18 protein-coding genes are annotated in these 18,245 nt (G+C 46.3%); 6 read left to right on the top strand and 12 right to left on the bottom strand.

From position 1 onward, the window contains the following. Positions 1-2 precede the first annotated feature (2 nt). The 6 genes from CSW98_RS10805 (at position 3) to CSW98_RS10780 (ending at position 5,659) form a co-directional block, all read left to right on the top strand. The gene (locus CSW98_RS10805; RefSeq protein ID WP_100800490.1) at positions 3-1,247 is read left to right on the top strand and encodes an NADH:ubiquinone reductase (Na(+)-transporting) subunit B; all 1,245 of its coding nucleotides are present in this window, start codon (positions 3-5) and stop codon (positions 1,245-1,247) included. Further along, positions 1,234-2,001, top strand: coding sequence for a Na(+)-translocating NADH-quinone reductase subunit C (locus CSW98_RS10800; protein WP_100800489.1), 768 nt, complete (start codon positions 1,234-1,236; stop codon positions 1,999-2,001). The genes CSW98_RS10805 and CSW98_RS10800 overlap by 14 nt, the downstream gene beginning before the upstream one ends. Beyond that, positions 2,001-2,633, top strand: coding sequence for an NADH:ubiquinone reductase (Na(+)-transporting) subunit D (locus tag CSW98_RS10795; RefSeq protein WP_100800488.1), 633 nt, complete (start codon positions 2,001-2,003; stop codon positions 2,631-2,633). Before CSW98_RS10800 ends, CSW98_RS10795 begins: the two co-directional genes overlap by 1 nt. 6 nt (positions 2,634-2,639) lie before the next feature. Further along, the gene (gene nqrE / locus CSW98_RS10790) at positions 2,640-3,236 is read left to right on the top strand and encodes an NADH:ubiquinone reductase (Na(+)-transporting) subunit E (RefSeq protein WP_100800487.1); all 597 of its coding nucleotides are present in this window, start codon (positions 2,640-2,642) and stop codon (positions 3,234-3,236) included. Between the two features lie 36 nt (positions 3,237-3,272). Then, on the top strand, positions 3,273-4,499 hold the full coding sequence (gene nqrF, locus CSW98_RS10785; protein ID WP_100800486.1) for an NADH:ubiquinone reductase (Na(+)-transporting) subunit F: 1,227 nt from the start codon (positions 3,273-3,275) through the stop codon (positions 4,497-4,499). A gap of 158 nt (positions 4,500-4,657) precedes the next feature. Then, positions 4,658-5,659, top strand: coding sequence for an FAD:protein FMN transferase (locus tag CSW98_RS10780; RefSeq protein WP_100800671.1), 1,002 nt, complete (start codon positions 4,658-4,660; stop codon positions 5,657-5,659). An 80-nt stretch (positions 5,660-5,739) separates the two neighbouring features. Here CSW98_RS10780 and lipA read toward each other — a convergent pair whose 3' ends face one another. The 12 genes from lipA to leuS all read right to left on the bottom strand — a co-directional run bounded on the left by lipA (position 5,740) and on the right by leuS (position 18,229). After that, positions 5,740-6,705: a lipoyl synthase gene (lipA, locus tag CSW98_RS10775; RefSeq protein ID WP_100800485.1), complete on the bottom strand. Its 966-nt coding sequence runs from the start codon at positions 6,703-6,705 to the stop codon at positions 5,740-5,742. Positions 6,706-6,764: 59 nt separating this feature from the next. Further along, positions 6,765-7,397 carry a lipoyl(octanoyl) transferase LipB gene (lipB, locus tag CSW98_RS10770; protein ID WP_100800670.1) on the bottom strand — a complete coding sequence of 211 codons (633 nt, stop codon included), beginning with the start codon at positions 7,395-7,397 and terminating at the stop codon, positions 6,765-6,767. A 174-nt stretch (positions 7,398-7,571) separates the two neighbouring features. Continuing rightward, positions 7,572-7,841 (bottom strand): DUF493 family protein YbeD, encoded by a 270-nt coding sequence (gene ybeD / locus CSW98_RS10765; protein ID WP_100800484.1) that lies wholly within the window; start codon positions 7,839-7,841, stop codon positions 7,572-7,574. 160 nt (positions 7,842-8,001) lie between these two features. Beyond that, positions 8,002-9,174 carry a serine hydrolase gene (locus CSW98_RS10760; RefSeq protein WP_100800669.1) on the bottom strand — a complete coding sequence of 391 codons (1,173 nt, stop codon included), beginning with the start codon at positions 9,172-9,174 and terminating at the stop codon, positions 8,002-8,004. A gap of 77 nt (positions 9,175-9,251) precedes the next feature. Then, complete coding sequence (locus tag CSW98_RS10755) at positions 9,252-10,043, bottom strand: septal ring lytic transglycosylase RlpA family protein (protein WP_100800483.1); 792 nt, start codon at positions 10,041-10,043, stop codon at positions 9,252-9,254. Between the two features lie 16 nt (positions 10,044-10,059). Continuing rightward, a complete protein-coding gene (gene rodA / locus CSW98_RS10750; protein ID WP_100800482.1) occupies positions 10,060-11,181 on the bottom strand; it encodes a rod shape-determining protein RodA in 1,122 nt (373 codons plus the stop codon). Next, a complete protein-coding gene (mrdA, locus tag CSW98_RS10745) occupies positions 11,178-13,076 on the bottom strand; it encodes a penicillin-binding protein 2 (RefSeq protein ID WP_100800481.1) in 1,899 nt (632 codons plus the stop codon). The genes rodA and mrdA overlap by 4 nt, the downstream gene beginning before the upstream one ends. A gap of 6 nt (positions 13,077-13,082) precedes the next feature. Then, the gene (rlmH, locus tag CSW98_RS10740) at positions 13,083-13,553 is read right to left on the bottom strand and encodes a 23S rRNA (pseudouridine(1915)-N(3))-methyltransferase RlmH (RefSeq protein WP_100800668.1); all 471 of its coding nucleotides are present in this window, start codon (positions 13,551-13,553) and stop codon (positions 13,083-13,085) included. A 3-nt stretch (positions 13,554-13,556) separates the two neighbouring features. Further along, positions 13,557-13,874 (bottom strand): ribosome silencing factor, encoded by a 318-nt coding sequence (gene rsfS, locus CSW98_RS10735; protein WP_100800480.1) that lies wholly within the window; start codon positions 13,872-13,874, stop codon positions 13,557-13,559. A gap of 73 nt (positions 13,875-13,947) precedes the next feature. Further along, the gene (gene holA / locus CSW98_RS10730) at positions 13,948-14,985 is read right to left on the bottom strand and encodes a DNA polymerase III subunit delta (protein ID WP_100800479.1); all 1,038 of its coding nucleotides are present in this window, start codon (positions 14,983-14,985) and stop codon (positions 13,948-13,950) included. A gap of 16 nt (positions 14,986-15,001) precedes the next feature. After that, positions 15,002-15,565, bottom strand: a complete 564-nt coding sequence (locus CSW98_RS10725; RefSeq protein WP_157810383.1) for an LPS-assembly lipoprotein LptE — start codon at positions 15,563-15,565, stop codon at positions 15,002-15,004. Positions 15,566-15,655: 90 nt separating this feature from the next. Then, positions 15,656-18,229, bottom strand: a complete 2,574-nt coding sequence (leuS, locus tag CSW98_RS10720) for a leucine--tRNA ligase (RefSeq protein WP_100800477.1) — start codon at positions 18,227-18,229, stop codon at positions 15,656-15,658. Positions 18,230-18,245: the final 16 nt, after the last annotated feature.

Genomic DNA, 18,245 nt, shown 5'->3' with positions numbered 1-18,245 from the left:
CCATGCTTAAAAAGTTACTTGAGGATGCCGAGCATCATTTTGAGCCAGGTGGTAAGTATGAAAAGTGGTACCCGCTCTATGAAGCAACGGCTACGATTTTCTATACTCCGGGCACAGTAACCAAACAGAGTTCACATGTGCGTGATAGTGTTGATTTAAAACGCATCATGATCCTTGTCTGGTTTGCCATTTTTCCGGCGATGTTCTGGGGCATGTATAATGCCGGGCATCAGGCTATTATCGCACTTAATCACCTGTATAGTGGTGATCAGCTCACCAGTGTTATTTCCGGTAATTGGCATTACTGGATGACCGAAATGCTGGGGGGTGGTTTAACGCCTGATGCCGGGTGGGGCAGTATGATGCTCCTCGGAGCCAGTTACTTCTTGCCGATCTATGCTGTGGTGTTTGCTGTTGGTGGTTTCTGGGAGGTATTGTTCTGCATTGTGCGCAGGCACGAAGTGAATGAAGGCTTCTTTGTTACTTCCATTTTGTTCGCCCTTATTGTACCGCCGACGTTGCCACTCTGGCAGGCAGCGATGGGCATCACTTTTGGTGTGGTTGTCGCGAAAGAACTGTTTGGTGGTACAGGACGGAACTTCCTGAACCCGGCACTGGCTGGACGGGCATTTTTGTTTTTTGCTTATCCGGCGCAGATTTCCGGTGATGTAGTCTGGACTGCGGCTGACGGCTTCTCCGGAGCAACGGCTCTCAGTCAGTGGGCTCATGGTGGTGCGGGAGCTCTTATCCATAATGTTACTGGTGAGTCAATCAGCTGGTGGGATGCTTTCTTCGGTAATATTCCTGGCTCTATCGGTGAAGTTTCAACGTTTGCTCTGATGATAGGTGCTCTGGTGATTGTATATGCCGGTGTTGCTTCATGGCGCATTATTGCCGGCGTGATGATCGGTATGATTGCGACTTCTTTCCTGTTCAACATTATTGGCTCTGATACCAATCCTATGTTTAATATGCCGTGGCACTGGCACCTTGTTCTGGGGGGCTTCGCTTTTGGTATGTTCTTTATGGCGACAGATCCTGTATCGGCTTCTTTTACTAACCAGGGTAAGTGGGCTTATGGCATTTTGATCGGCCTGATGTGTGTTCTGGTTCGGGTGGTGAATCCGGCGTATCCGGAAGGAATGATGCTGGCAATTCTGTTCTCGAATCTGTTTGCACCGCTGTTTGATCATGTGGTCATTGAGAAAAACATTAAACGGAGGCTGGCACGCTATGGCAAGCAATAACGATAGCATTTCAAAAACGCTGTTTGTTGTTATCGCATTGAGCTTAGTGTGCTCAATTATCGTATCAACAGCGGCTATCGGTCTGCGTGATAAGCAGATTGAAAACGCAAAATTGGATAAGCAGAGTAAAATTCTGGAAGTGTCCGGTGTACAGGCTGAAGGTGATGTTAAAACGCTTTTTGCTCAATATATTGAACCACGTCTAGTTGATTTTAATTCGGGTAATTTTGTTGATGGTAATGCTGACCTGTATGATCAGCGTATTGCCGCAAAAGATCCGGTACTGTCTGTGAAGCTGAATGCTGACCAGGATGTTGCAAAGATCATCCGCCGGGCAAATAAAGGAACTGTCTATCTGGTTAAAGACGGAGATAACGTGAAACGGGTTATTTTACCCATTCATGGTAATGGTCTCTGGTCTATGATGTATGCCTTTATTGCAGTAGAAATGGATGGCAACACGGTTTCTGGTATTACTTACTATGAGCAGGGGGAAACTCCGGGGCTGGGTGGTGAAGTGGAGAACCCTCGCTGGCGGGCTCAGTTTACGGGTAAGAAACTGTTTGATGACGAGCATCATCCTGCGATTAAGATCGTAAAAGGTGGAGCACCACAGGGAAGCGAGCACGGTGTTGATGGTTTATCCGGTGCAACGCTGACCAGTAACGGTGTCCAGAATACTTTCGACTTCTGGCTGGGTGAGATGGGATTCGGTCCTTTCCTGGCTAAAGTCCGCGATGGAGGATTGAACTGATGGCATCTGTAAAAGAGATGAAAAAACATCTGCTTGAGCCGGTGATGGACAATAACCCTATCGCACTTCAGGTTCTGGGGGTCTGTTCAGCTCTGGCGGTAACGACCAAGCTGGAAACTGCTTTTGTTATGACACTGGCGGTGATGTTTGTAACAGCATTTTCCAACTTTTTCGTTTCCGTTATTCGTCACCATATCCCAAACAGTGTACGTATTATTGTGCAGATGGCGATTATCGCATCACTGGTTATCGTGGTAGACCAAATTCTAAAAGCTTATCTGTATGAAATTTCTAAGCAGCTTTCAGTTTTTGTCGGCCTGATTATTACTAACTGTATCGTTATGGGACGGGCAGAAGCATATGCTATGAAGTCGGATCCGCTACCATCACTTATTGATGGTATTGGTAACGGTCTGGGTTATGGTTTCGTTCTGATCACTGTTGGTTTTTTCCGTGAATTGCTGGGATCCGGCAAGCTATTCGGTATGGAAATCCTGCCGCTGGTTTCTGATGGTGGATGGTATCAGCCTAACGGTATGATGCTGCTGGCTCCATCGGCGTTTTTCCTGATCGGTTTTATGATATGGGGTATCCGTATATTGAAACCGGAACAAGTCGAAGCGAAGGAGTAAGAGAACATGGAACATTATATTAGCTTGCTTGTTCGTTCGATCTTTATCGAGAACTTAGCTTTGTCGTTCTTTTTGGGTATGTGTACATTTCTGGCGGTATCCAAGAAGGTAAAGACGTCGTTTGGTCTGGGAGTTGCGGTTACAGTGGTACTGACTATTTCGGTACCGGTCAATAACCTGCTGTATAATCTGGTGCTGAGAGATAACGCGTTGGTTGAAGGGGTTGATTTAAGCTTCCTTAATTTTATTACCTTTATCGGTGTTATTGCTGCATTGGTGCAGATCCTGGAAATGGTGCTGGATCGCTTCTTTCCGCCCCTATATAACGCTCTGGGGATTTTCCTGCCGCTTATTACCGTAAACTGTGCGATTTTTGGTGGTGTATCTTTTATGGTACAGCGCGATTATAACTTCACAGAATCAGTTGTATACGGATTTGGTTCGGGTCTGGGTTGGTTGCTGGCTATTGTTGCATTGGCAGGGATTCGGGAGAAGATGAAGTATTCGGATGTGCCCCCGGGGCTGCGTGGTCTGGGGATTACCTTTATCACGGTAGGATTAATGGCGTTAGGCTTTATGTCTTTCTCTGGTGTTCAGTTGTAAGTCGTCGGTAAACGACACAAGAGATAAGGAATAGTTATGCAAAGTATTATTCTTGGTGTAGTGATGTTTACCGTGATTGTACTGGCATTGGTTTTGATCATTCTATTGGCCAAATCCAAACTGGTACCATCAGGTGATGTGACTATTACTGTGAACGGTGACCCGGAGAAGAGTTTTACGACTTCTCCGGGAAGTAAACTTCTAGGAGCGATGGCCGGAAACGGCATCTTTGTTTCATCTGCCTGTGGTGGTGGTGGTTCCTGTGGTCAGTGTCGGGTTAAAGTGAAATCTGGCGGTGGTGATATTTTACCGACTGAGTTGGATCATATCACTAAGGGGGAAGCTCGGGAGGGTGAGCGTCTTTCCTGTCAGGTTGCGGTAAAAGCGGATATGGAAATCGAGCTACCGGAAGAGATCTTCGGTGTCAAAAAATGGGAGTGTGAAGTTGTTTCAAATGACAACCAGGCGACCTTTATTAAAGAATTAGTACTTAAAATCCCTGAAGGGGAAGAAGTACCATTTCGTGCCGGAGGGTATATCCAGATTGAAGCTGAGCCTCACCACATTAAATATGCCGATTATGATATTCCTGAGGAGTATCGTGAAGACTGGGATAAGTTCAATCTGTTTCGTTACGAGTCGGTAGTGAAAGAACATGCTATCCGGGCGTATTCTATGGCCTCTTACCCAGAAGAAAAAGGTCTGATTAAGCTGAATGTTCGTATTGCAACACCACCACCAAGTATGCCTGATGTGCCTCCTGGAGTGATGTCTTCTTATATATGGTCGCTGAAACCAGGTGATAAGTGCACGATCTCCGGGCCATTTGGTGAATTTTTTGCCAAGGACACAGATAATGAGATGGTGTTTATCGGTGGTGGTGCCGGTATGGCTCCTATGCGCTCACATATTTTTGACCAGTTACTGCGTTTGAATTCAAAACGTAAGATGTCATTCTGGTATGGTGCACGTTCAAAGCGTGAAATGTTTTATGTAGAAGATTTCGACAAGCTGGCTGAAGATAATGATAATTTTGAGTGGCATGTTGCTCTGTCTGACCCGTTACCGGAAGATAACTGGGATGGTTACACAGGTTTTATTCATAATGTTATTTATGAAAACTATCTGAAGGATCATGAAGCTCCGGAAGATTGTGAATATTACATGTGTGGTCCACCGATGATGAACGCTGCAGTTATCGGTATGCTGAAAGACCTTGGTGTAGAAGATGAAAATATTCTGCTGGACGATTTCGGCGGTTAACAAACTCTGATCTATAACCGGTAATATTAGTACATGGCTGATTTCCTCTGTTTTTACAAAACAGACGGAGTCAGCCATTTGTTTTTTCGGGGGAAAAAGGACTAAAATATTTCTCTGTATCTGACGATTCCCTTATTCAGGAGAACCCTGTGAAATTTATAAAATTCTGGCTGATCAGCATGATTGCTGTTTTCTTTATCAGCGCTTGTAGTAAAGCTCCGGAGCAAATTCATTTTACCGGATCAACAATGGGTACTACCTACAATATAAAATACATCTCAACAGAAGGTATCCCTGATGCCAATGCGTTACATAAAGAGATTGATGTACGACTGGAGCAGGTGAATGATCTGATGTCTACTTACCGGAAAACTTCAGAGTTAAGCCGTTTTAACCAGTATCGTGGTTCAGAACCATATCCTGTATCACCTGAAATGATAACAGTAGTCAGGGAAGCGGTTCGTTTGAGTCAGCTGACTTCCGGAGCTCTGGATGTCACTGTCGGACCTTTGGTTAATCTGTGGGGATTTGGTCCGGAGGCGCGCCCTGAAGTTGTTCCGACGGATGAAGAACTGGCCCGGCGCAGAGCTATTGTCGGGATTGGTTATTTAAGTGTGACGGATACCAGTCTGAGTAAAGCGATTCCTGAACTGTATGTTGACTTGTCTACAATTGCAAAGGGCTGGGGGGTTGATGTTATTGCAGAATACATGCAATCGCAGGGGATCCATAATTTTATGGTTGAGATCGGCGGTGAAATTCGTATGAAAGGCAAGAATCGTGAAAATACCGGCTGGCGCATTGCCATTGAAAAACCAGATGTGAATGAGCGGGCTATACAGGAAATCATTGAGCCGGGTGATATGTCTATCGCAACGTCCGGCGACTACCGCAATTATTTTGAACGGGATGGTATCCGTTATTCACATATTATTAACCCTCAAACCGGAAAACCGATCAGCCATAAGGTTGTTTCGGTAACAGCGTTGCATCCGTCCTGTATGACGGCTGACGGGCTGGCAACCGGGCTGATGGTTTTGGGGGCTGAAAAAGGTATTGATTTGGCAAATCAGCAGGGACTGGCGGTCTTTATGGTCGTCAAAACTGATGATGGGTTTAAAGAAATCTCTTCTGAGGCATTTAAGCCATATATGAAGTAGCTTCCTCCTGCTGGAACTTCGGTGAGGATATGTCATCCTCACCAATCCCCAGGACAGAGATACCGGAGAGGTATCCGGTATTATTTTACCTCTACCCCTTGAGCCTGAAGATCTGCATGATAAGAAGAGCGCACAAACGGGCCACAGGCAGCATGGGTAAAGCCCAGCTCAAGGGCAATCTCTTTCAGTTCTTCAAATTCTGCAGGCGGAATATAACGCTCTACCGGCAGGTGGTGGCGGCTTGGTGCCAGGTACTGGCCCAGAGTCAGCATAGTAACACCATGGTCACGCAGGTCTTTCAGGACGTCAACAATCTCTTCTTTGGTTTCTCCGAGACCCATCATCAGACCAGATTTAGTCGGAATATCCGGATGAGCTTCCTTAAAGCGTTTTAATAGCTCCAGAGAGCGCTTATAGCTGGCACCCGGACGGACTTTACGGTAAAGACGGGGTGCCGTTTCCAGATTATGGTTGAACACATCCGGCGGGTTGTCTTTAAGAATATCCAGGGCACTGTCGACCCGGCCGCGAAAGTCCGGAACCAGAGTTTCGATTCTAATATCCGGGCTCTGTCTTCTGATCTCACGATTACAGTCAGCAAAATGCTGAGCACCCCCATCGCGTAAGTCATCACGGTCAACGGACGTAATAACAACATATTTTAATTTCATGTCTTTGATGGTCTGAGCCAAATGAGCCGGTTCTTCAGCATCCGGTGTAAGAGGTCGTCCGTGAGCGACATCGCAGAATGGACAGCGACGGGTACAGATGGCTCCCAGGATCATAAAAGTGGCCGTACCGTGGTTAAAACATTCGGCCAGATTAGGGCAGGAAGCTTCTTCACAAACCGAATGAAGATTATTCTTACGCATCGCAGATTTGATATCCTGAATACGCTGGCTATCTGCCGGGAGTTTAATCTTCATCCACTCTGGTTTGCGGAGGATTTCTTTTGGCTCATCCTGCATAAATTTCACCGGAATTGAGCCCATTTTATCGGCATCGCGGTATTTGACACCGACTTCCATTTGACTTGGTTTGCTCATATACAATTACTTTCTTCTGTGATTTTAATTAACTTCGGTACATCCGGAGCTGAGTGACTTTAGAGTAAAGTCATCTGAGAGTACTGAAGCTGCGCGACAAGCTTAGTTATAAGAATTCTTTTTACATCATGTAGTGTGACATCGGGTTTAAGATCCCGTATCTGTGTCATTTCCAGTCCCTGATACCCGCAAGGATTAATTCTCAGAAAAGGGGACAGGTCCATATCGATATTCAGAGCCAGCCCGTGGAACGTACACCCTTTACGTACTCTTAGCCCAAGAGAGCATATTTTCTTGTTATCAACGTATACCCCCGGCGCTTCGGGACGGGATTTTGACTCTATATTCAACTCATTGAGTGTTTCAATAACCAGCGTTTCGATATGAGTTACCAGTTCTCTTACACCGAACTCTTTTCTGCGCAAGTTTAACAGAAAATAGGCAACAAGCTGTCCCTGACCATGGTAGGTGACTTGCCCTCCGCGGTCACTCTGAATAACAGGAATATCACCAGGGTCTATAAGGTGTTCAGCGCTACCGGCCTGGCCCTGAGTAAAAACGGGAGGATGCTCGACCAGCCAGATTTCATCAGGAGTTGTATCAGTGCGGGTATCGGTAAAATCCTGCATATTTTGCCAGACAGGAAGGTATTCTCTGTATCCCAGATCTCTGACAATAAGCTGATTTTGGATTTCGCTCAAACCTTACCCCAGTCTACATTAGTTTATAAAGTAAAAAGATTATAAACTTCTTTGGAGTATGTCACTACTGATAATTACAGAAGTATAAAAAATGTTAATGATTTTTTTGTTTTTATAGACAAAGACAGCGACCTGGGCCGCTGTCTTTGTAAAGAAATGGGTAAGTTATAGCACCATACGGACAATATCAATTTCGCCCAGTTCTTTATACAGTGTCTCTACCTGTTCGATAGAGGTGGCTGTAATAGTGACGGAAACGGAGTGATAGGTTCCTTTTCCGCTTGGCTTAACTGCCGGGCTATAGTCACCAGGGGCATGTTTCTGGATTACCTCCAGAACAAGCTCCGGCAGCTCAGGTTTGGCGTAGCCCATGACTTTATAGGTGAACTGGCAGGGAAATTCCAGCAGATCTTTTAGCTTTGGTTGCTCTTGCATTATTCGCTCCGAACCGGCTTTTACGGATGCAGAATGGTACTGGGATTATGACCTGAACTCAAGTGATTTGACTTTGCTCAGTAGGAGTTTAGCTCTTCAACTACAAGTAAAGAAAAAGGGTAGTCGAATGACTACCCTGATGTCTTAGTTGTAATTCGGTTCAGAACCAGCTTTTAAACATTAGAATGACATAGTCGATTAACCGGCTGAACAGGCTGCCTTTTTCTACGTCTTCCAGAGCCAGTAGCGGATATTCCGCAATATCTTCACCGTTAAGTTGATAGTAAAGCTTACCGACAACATCACCCTGAGCAATCGGAGCTTTCAGTTCCTTGTCCAGAATAAAGCTGGCTTTCAGATCTTTTGCCTGACCGCGGGGCAAAGTAACATAAGTATCCTTACTTACGCCCAGAGGAACCGTATCTTTGTTGCCCATCCAGATACGCTCACTGACAAAAGTTTCACCGGCTTTGTGTGGTGCAACAGTTTCAAAGAAACGGAAACCGTAGTTGAGCAGTTTTTTACTCTCTGCTTTTCGGGCATTCTCGTTTTTCGTTCCCATAACAGCAGCAACCAGCCGCATTTTCCCTTCGGTTGCAGAGCTGACAAGGCTATACCCGGCGTTGCTGGTGTGGCCAGTTTTAATACCGTCAACATTCATGCTTTTGTCCCAGAGCAGGCCGTTACGGTTGTACTGGGTAATACCGTTATAGGTAAATTTCTTTTCTGAGTAGATTTGATATTCATTAGGCACGTCGCGGATCAGTGCCCGACCCAGCAGAGCCATATCATATGGGGTGGAATACAGGTTTGGATTATCCAGCCCGTGAACATTGGCAAAATGAGTATTCGTCATGCCGATAGACTGTGCCCATGCGTTCATCAGATCCACAAATGCGTCTTCTGAACCGGCAACATGCTCTGCCATAGCAACACAGGCATCGTTACCGGATTGAATAATGATTCCCCGGTTAAGATCTTCCACTTTTACCGTCGTACCGACTTCGATAAACATTTTTGATGAATCTGGGTAGTTCTTTGCCCAGGCATTTTTACTGACAACTACATCATCCTGAAGGGAGATATTTCCACGAGCCAGTTCCTGCCCGATAACATAGCTGGTCATCATTTTGGTCAGGCTGGCCGGAGACAGTTTGGTGTTCATTTCTTTTTCAGCCAGTACCTTGCCTGAATTGAAATCAATAAGAACGTAGCCTTTGGCTGCAATTTGAGGCGCATCCGGAACAACAATCGGGGCGGAGTACGAAATAGTGGCCGTAAATGACGCAGCGGTCAGCAGAGCGGTATGCAGAATTAATGTTGATTTGTTCATTTTGTGTACAATCATTTTAAATATTTAGAACTGAAATTAGTCGTATCTTAGCAGAATCATTTTATGAAGTCAGAGTCTTAGCGGGTCTTTCTTATAAATGCGCCAGGGTATCCCTGTGTTTTCACCCGCTGTAGTGTCTGCTGTGTACCTTCATAGTCATTAAAAGGACCGAGTATTACCCGAAACTTCCCATCCAGAGCTTCAACGAATGTTTTGACAGAGAACGTTTGACTCAATTTTTCAGCTAAAGTTCGGGTGCGTTGCTCATTATTTGAAGAAGCAACCTGAATCATATAGTCAGAACCGGGGGCTGTCACAGGGGAAACCGTCTCCTCGGCAGGTACTGCCGACTGTGACGGAACCCGGATATATTCAATTTCAACCTGCGCAGTACCGGTCTGGAGTACCCCGAGTTTATATGCAGCTGCATAGCTGAGATCAATGATACGGCCATCATGAAATGGACCTCGGTCATTAATTCGGACAATGGCAGATTTGCCGTTATCCTGATTAATAATTTTTACATAACTGGGTATCGGCAAAGTTTTATGCGCTGCCGACATGGAATACATATCGTATATTTCACCATTGGCTGTCTGGTGACCATGGAATTTTTTACCATACCAAGAAGCAATCCCCTGTTGTTTAAATCCATCCGGAGACCGTACGATCTGGTAGGATTGCCCCCATAGTCGGTAGTCTTTATTTCCACCAAGACTGAACGGCTCATATTTCGGTTGGATCTCTTCGATATGATCCAGCCGGACAGGTTCATCCGGTCCGGTATCTTTGGCGATAGTGTAGCGTCCGCCACTGTTGGAGCAGCCTGCCAGTATGATCAGAATCAGGGGGATCAGTATTTTTTTCATGTTATCCGCTTCCGGGTCAAGTTGATCGGGACAGAATAGTTCTGTGTGTATGGATTGACATCAGAATACCGAATCCGGCCATCAGGGTTACCATAGATGTTCCTCCGTAGCTGATCAGGGGAAGGGGAACACCTACAACCGGAAGAATACCACTCACCATACCAATGTTGACGAAAATATAAACAAAGAAGCTGAGAACAATACTCCCGGCCATCATACGGCCGAAGGCAGTTTGTGCACGGCTGGCTAGGTAGAGACCTCGACCGATAACAAACAGATACAGGGACAATAGAAATAAAAAACCCAGTATCCCCCACTCTTCAGCAATTACAGCAAAGATAAAGTCGGTGTGACGCTCGGGAAGAAATTCCAGCTGTGACTGAGTACCATGTAACCAGCCTTTGCCAGTCAATCCTCCTGAGCCGATAGCAATTTTACTCTGGATAATATGGTAGCCGGCTCCCAGTGGATCTGATTCCGGGTTAAACAGCGTTCTTACCCTGACCTTTTGGTATTCCCGCATTAAAAAAAACCAGAGTACCGGAATAAAGCCTCCCAGAGCTATACAGGCAGCAAAGATAATCCGCCAACTGATCCCGGCCAGAAAAATAACGAAAATTCCTGATGCAGCGATAAGGATAGAAGTACCTAAATCTGGCTGTTTAGCAATCAGTATGGTTGGTACAACAACCATAACCAGCGAAATAATTAGAGTCTTAAATGTTGGTGGCAATGCTTGTTTACCGATATAGCGTGCTACCATCAGGGGAACGGCCAGTTTAAGCAATTCTGATGGCTGGAAACGAATAAAGCCAAGATTAAGCCAGCGCTGAGCACCTTTTGACGCTTCACCAAACAGCAGAACGCCCAACAGTAAGCTGACACCGGCTAAAAACAGGAAGGGAGCAAGGGCTTCATAAGTACGGGGTGATACCTGAGCCAGTACAATCATGACGGTAATCGCAAGCAGCATGCGCAAAGCCTGACGCTCCATCATCGCCATATTCTGGCCACTGGCACTGAACATGATAATCAGGCCAAAGCCCATTAATGCCAATAAGCCAATCAGCATCGGCAGGTCGATATGCAGTCTTTCAAAAAAGATCCGGCTTTTGCCTGTAGAAGGGTCAACGATCATTTTTGCTCCGGTGCCTCTTTTTCGCCCAAAATAATTCTATCCAGTATCTTCCGCACCACAGGGGCACCTTGTGTTGAGCCGCCTCCTGCATTTTCCAATACGATAGTCACAATCGCCTGTGGATTTTCCAGAGGTGCAAATGATGTAAACAGAGCATGGTCGTGCAGGTGTTCTGCCAGCTCATCTGCATTATATTCTTCATCTTCTCCCAGACCGAAGACCTGGGCGGAGCCTGATTTTCCGGCACTTTTATACTTCAGATCCTGAAAAGCCCGCCTTGCTGTGCCTTTTTTACCGTGATTGACCAGATACATACCCTGTTTGGAGATATCCCAGTAGCGATCCGATACGCCGGTAATGGGCGGATATTGTTCAGGTGGCACCAATATGGGAGCGGGTTCTTCCCCGCTGTTGTCGTTTTTGTCGATGGTTGCCCGAAGCAGGTGAGGAGCAAGAACTTCACCACGATGCACCAGCACGGAGGTTGCCTTTGCTATCTGCATCGGTGTTGCTGTCCAGTAACCTTGTCCGATCCCGACCGGAATTGTGTCTCCCTGATACCAGGGAACTCTGTGCCGAGCCATTTTCCATTCCCGGCTGGGCATATTGGCTTTACTTTCTTCGTAGATATCAATTCCGGTATAATCACCAAAACCGAACATTCCCATCCATTTTGAGATTCTGTCTATGCCCATGTCATAGGCAACCTGATAGAAGAAGGTATCGACGGATTCTTCCAGTGATTTAAGGACATCCACTTTGCCGTGTCCCCAGCGCAGCCAGTCCCGGAACGGGCGGGTTTTTGAGTTGGGAATTTTCCAGTATCCGGGATCTGTTCGTACGGTATAAGGGGTAATGATTTCTTCTTGTAAAGCCGCAACAGCCATAAATGGTTTTACTGTTGATGCTGGCGGGTAAATGCCAAGAGTTGTGCGGTTAACCAGCGGACGGTCTTTATCGGTCAGCAAGGCACTATATGCTTTGCTTGAAATACCGTGGACAAACTTATTCGGATCGTAACTGGGGCTGGAAACCATAGCTAGTACACCATTATCATTTGGATCCAGAACAATCACTGCACCACGGCGTTGATTGAGTAGTTTGTAAACATACATCTGAATATTGATATCAATATTCAGAACGATATCTTTTCCCGGTACCGGCGGCACATACTTCAGTGTCCGGATAATCCTGCCGCGACTGTTAACTTCTACTTCCTGATAACCGGGCAAGCCGTGCAGGATATCTTCATAATAACGTTCTATTCCCAGCTTACCGATATCATGAGTTGCCTGATAATTGGCTTCTTTGTTTTCCCGGGTAAGGCGCTGAATATCTTTATCATTAATACGGGAAACATACCCCAGAACATGGGTCAATGCCGAGCCGTACGGATAGTAGCGTTTCAGCTTTGCAGAGACTTCAACGCCAGGGAATTTATATTGGTTAACCGAAAATCGGGCCACCTGCTCTTCGGTTAACTGGGTCAGCAGCGGAACCGATTTAAAGCGGCGTGAACGACGACGTTCCTTATGGAAAGAGGTGATATCTTCTTCTGATATTTCCAGTATGGTCTGCAGGCCGGTAATAGTTGCATCGATATTTTTGATTTTTTCCGGAGTCAGTTCAAGACTGTATACTGGCTGGTTTTCTGCCAGCAGTTCACCGTTTCTGTCATAGATAAGCCCCCGATTTGGTGCAATCGGGATGATCTTGATTCGGTTGTCGTTAGAGCGGGTCTTATAATCCTGATACTGATTGATTTGGATATTGTACAGATTGGCAATCAAAACCCCGACCAGCAGAAGAATACTAAGAAAAGCCACAATAGCCCGTCTTTTAAACAGTTGAGATTCTGCTTTATGATCCCTTATCTGCGTACGGTTCCGTCTCATACTGCCTTATTCTCTGTGATATGGGTGGTTGGCGGTAATGCTCCATGCACGGTACAAACTTTCAGCCATCACGACTCTGACCAGTGGGTGAGGGAGTGTGAGGGGAGAAAGTGACCAGCTTTGGTCCGCTGAAGCTTTACACGCCGGAGACAGCCCTTCGGGGCCGCCAATCAGGATAGAGACATCCCGTCCGTCCAGTTTCCAGCTTTCCAGTTGCTCTGCTAACTGTTCAGTATCCCAGCGCTTACCGGGAATATCCAGAGTAACAATTCGGTTGCCTTTTGGCACGGCAGCGAGCATGGCTTCCCCTTCTTTTTGCAGAATTCTTGCAATATCTGCATTTTTTCCTCGTTTACCTGCCGGAATTTCAACCAGCTCCAGAGGCATATCGTGCGGGAAACGGCGGCGATACTCCTGAAAACCCTCTTCTACCCATTTAGGCATTTTGGTACCAACGGCAATAAGCTGAATTCTCAACACTTAGCTCCAGAGTTTTTCCAGTTGATAAAGGTTGCGCTGTTCTTCCTGCATCACATGCAGCATCACACTGCCCATATCCACAACAACCCATTCTCCTTCCTGTTCGCCATCCATACCATAAGGGGTCAGACCAATGTTTTTAGCTTCGGTAGCAACTTTGTCTGCAATGGATGTTACATGTCGTTTTGATGTTCCTGTACAGATAATCATATAATCAGTAATGCTGGATTTATCAATAACGTTAAGGGTTATGATATTTTCGGCTTTCATATCATCGGCTTTATCGGCAAGAAAATCTTTTAGCTCATCACGTTGCAAAGTGATACCTCTGTTTACTTAGTTGATGACAAGGGCCGAAGCCCGAATATTCAGCGGCAAAGTATATCACTGTTTAACTTTCTATAGGGAGTGGTATTACCTTCGCTGCTTCCGGTGAACAGAGTTCAAGCGAGATCTGGCTAATCAATGGCCAGGGGGACTGTTCATATTGAGTTTTTGCTATGATTTCAGCCTGAGTCAACAGCTTCAGAATCCGATTCAGGTGGCCGGGGGTGAGGCGTTGTAACGCTGCATTGTACAGTGGACGTTTATTCTGCCAGACGCGATGCTTATCAAATAACTGTCCCGGAAGCATAGATTGCAGTTCACGCTTATAGCTGATGAGCAGAAGCAGCTCTTTTTGCAGTGTCCTGAGTAAAATGATGGCTTCAGTACCTTCGGCCTGTAGCTGACGCAAAATGCGTTGAGCACGGTTCAGTTGCCCGGCAAGCAGGGCATCAACCCAGTGAAAAGGGGTAAAGTGGTTATGCCGATTAAGTGCTTCTTCCAGGCGAACCAGAGTCAGCTTCCCATCCGGGTAGAGTAGCGCCAGTTTTTCCAGACTTTGTACCAGAGCAAGCAGATTGCCTTCATGCCATTGTGCTAGCATCTGCAGTGCTTCATCATCTGGATACAGACCGAGTTTTTGACAGCGGAAGCGTACAAATTGCGGAAGACGCTGGATATCGGGAGACAGGCAACTGACCCATGCCCCCTGTTGATGTAGTGTCTTAAACCATTTGGTACTTTCCTGCTGCCGGGTCAGTTTGTTGCCGAACAGTATCAGTATGACATCCGGATTCAGGTACGCAGACAGCTCAAGCAGAGCCTTACCTGTGGCAGCGTTAACCCCGGATTCCGGGATTTCAAGTTCGATAATTTTCCGGCTGGAAAACAGGCTCAGTGCCTGACAGCAGTCGAAAACCTGATCCCATTCTAACTGGGCATCGGCAGAAAAGTAGAATTTTTCCAGATATCCGGCAGCTTTTGCTGCTGTGTAAATAGCATCGCGACTTTCTGACAGCAGCAGAGGTTCATTACCAAATATCAGATATACGTTCTGCAACTGGCGCTGTAACTGAGCGGGCAGCTTGTCGGCAAAAATACGCATGCAGACTTCAATGCACCTAATTCAACCGGGTACGGCCAGTAGCCGGAGCAGGTTGTTTTGTATCTACAGCGGTCATTTCTGCTCTTAAACGTGCCATCTGGCGAATGATCTGACTGGCTGCCTGAGCCCGCATTTCATCGGTTAACAGATCTTTTTCGGTTGATTTCGCCAGTGCTGTTTGCGGGTTTTCCAGATAATTACGGTTAACCACTGTGGTGAAGGTTTTTTCACCAACTCCAGGGATGACCACTTGCGCCTTGGCGGTATAGAGCATTTCTATTTCTGCTGCGCTGCTGTTCTGATACAGGGAGAGCGTTTTTGTACTGAGGCTTTCACTGATCAGATGCAGATTGACGATATCTTCTGCCGGTTCCACGATACGAACTTCGTTCATTCTTATCTGGGCTTCGATATCACGAGTCAGTTTGGAATAGAGATCGAAACTGGTGATGGAAATTTCAGAAATTTCTTCCGGGATCAGGTAAGCACTCCGGAGGTGAAAACCACAAGCGGAAAGGGTGCTGGTGATAAGCAGAGCGACAATGAGCTTATATGACAAAGCAGGGAAAGCAGATTTCACAAAATTTCTCTCTATATAGGATACGAATATGCATAGAATACAAATAAAAAGGGTGCAAACACACCCTTTTATTGACCTTTGTATAAACGATTAGTTCGCAACAATGTTCAGCAGTTTGCCCGGAACATAAATCACCTTACGGATGGTTTTATCTTCGGTGAATTTGGCAACATTTTCGTCAGAAAGGCCAAGAGCTTCAACTTGCTCTTTACTGGCATCTGCTGCAACGGTTAGTTTGGCTCGCAACTTACCGTTCACCTGTACGACAATCAGTTTTTCATCTTCAACCAGTGCGGTTTCATCGTGAGTCGGCCAGGTTGTTGTGTCGATGGCTGCTTCACCTAAAGCTTCCCACAACTCGAAACAGATATGCGGGGTGATCGGATACAGCATACGAACGACTGCTTTCAGTGCTTCATCCATAATAGCACGATCCTGCCCGGATTCCTGAGGGGCTTTACCCAGCTTATTCATCAGTTCCATAATGGCGGCAATAGCGGTGTTGAATGTCTGACGACGGTCAATATCATCACTGACTTTTGCGATAGTTTTATGTACGTCCCGGCGCAGTGCTTTCTGATCGGAAGACAGCTCAGCGACATTAACCTCTTCGGCAGAACCTTGTTCAGTGTGCTCTTTTACCAGTTTCCATACGCGTTTCAGGAAGCGGTTGGCACCTTCAACACCAGATTCCTGCCATTCAAGAGTCATATCAGCAGGAGAAGCAAACATCATAAACAGACGTACTGTATCTGCACCGTACTTATCAACCATTTCCTGTGGATCGATACCGTTGTTTTTCGACTTAGACATTTTTGTCATGCCGGAGTGAACCACTTCATTGCCATCGGTATCGATAGCTTTAATGATCCGGCCTTTTTCATCACGTTCAACCGTGACATCCGTCGGAGATACCCAAATTTTGGCACCTTTGTCATTGGTGTAGTAGTAGGCATCTGCCAGCACCATACCCTGACAAAGCAGCTTTTTAAACGGCTCATCGCTGTTGACCATACCTGCATCACGCAGCAGTTTATGGAAAAAGCGGGAATACAGCAGGTGCATACAGGCGTGTTCAATACCACCGATATACTGGTCAACCGGCAGCCAGTAGTTTGCTGCTTCTGAATCCAGCATTGCATCTGCTTTGGGTGAACAGTAACGTGCGTAGTACCAGGATGACTCCATAAATGTGTCAAAGGTATCGGTTTCACGCAGAGCATGCTCTCCGTTGAAGGTGGTTTCTGCCCAGCTTTTATCTGCTTTGATTGGACTGGTTACACCGTCCATAGTCACGTCTTCCGGTAGGATGACCGGCAGTTGATCGGTTGCTACCGGATGCACTTCGCCGTCGTCCGTGGTTACCATAGGGATAGGTGCTCCCCAGTAACGCTGACGGGAGACCCCCCAGTCTCGCAGACGGAAGTTGACGGTTTTATGGCCGTGGCCTTCTGTTTCCAGTTTCGCTGCAATAGCATCAAAGGCTGTCTGGAAGTCCATTCCGTCGAATTCGCCGGAATTAAACAGGATCCCTTTTTCTGTATAAGCAGCTTCGGAAACGTTCAGCTTACTGCCGTCAGCAGGATTAATTACAGGGAGGATATCCAGACCATATTTAGTGGCGAACTCGTAGTCGCGCTGGTCATGAGCAGGTACTGCCATAACTGCACCTGTACCATAGTCCATCAGTACAAAGTTAGCGACGTAAACCGGTACTTCACGGCCGTTTAGCGGATGAATTGCGGTAAGGCCGGTAGCCATACCCTTTTTCTCCATAGTGGCCAGCTCGGCTTCAGCAACTTTATGGTTTCGACACTCTTCGATAAATGCTGCCAGTTCCGGATTACTTTCTGCTGCTTTTTCGGCCAGCGGATGGCCGGCAGCGATACCGACATAGGTAACTCCCATCAGGGTATCCGGTCGGGTAGTGTAGACTTCAAGAGCACCGTAGCCTGTTACGTCAAACTTAAGCTCAACACCTTCAGAACGGCCGATCCAGTTACGCTGCATGGTTTTAACCATCTCAGGCCAGCCATCCAGATTATCCAGATCATCCAGCAGTTCCTGAGCATAAGCAGTAATCTTGATAAACCATTGCGGGATTTCTTTTTGCTCTACCAGAGTATCGCAGCGCCAGCAACGACCATCTTCAACCTGTTCGTTAGCCAGGACTGTCAGGTCATTCGGACACCAGTTAACAGAAGAGGTCTTCTTATAAACCAAACCTTTTTTGTACAGTTTGGTAAAAAATTCCTGTTCCCAGCGGTAGTATTCAGGGGTGCAGGTTGCAAATTCACGGTTCCAGTCGTAGCCAAAGCCCAGAAGCTTAAGCTGGTTTTTCATGTACTCTATATTTTCATAGGTCCATGGTGCAGGTGCGGTTTTATTCTTAACCGCCGCATTTTCTGCCGGTAAACCAAACGCATCCCAGCCGATTGGCTGCATAACGTTTTTACCTTTAAGGCGCTGGAAACGGGAAACAACATCACCGATAGTGTAGTTACGCACGTGACCCATGTGCAGGCGGCCACTCGGATATGGGAACATTGAGAGACAGTAGAATTTCTCTTTATCAGCGTTTTCAGTTACGACGAAAGTTTGGTTGTCGTCCCAGTGTTTCTGAACTTTTTGTTCAATATCTTGTGGATTGTATTGGTCTTGCATCGATGATTTCCGGTTA

The sequence above is a fragment of the Vibrio sp. HA2012 genome, assembly GCF_002812955.1.
Lineage (GTDB): Bacteria > Pseudomonadota > Gammaproteobacteria > Enterobacterales > Vibrionaceae > Vibrio.
The sequence above is the reverse complement of the archived record's forward strand: the minus strand, read 5'-3'. Positions and strand labels throughout refer to the sequence as shown.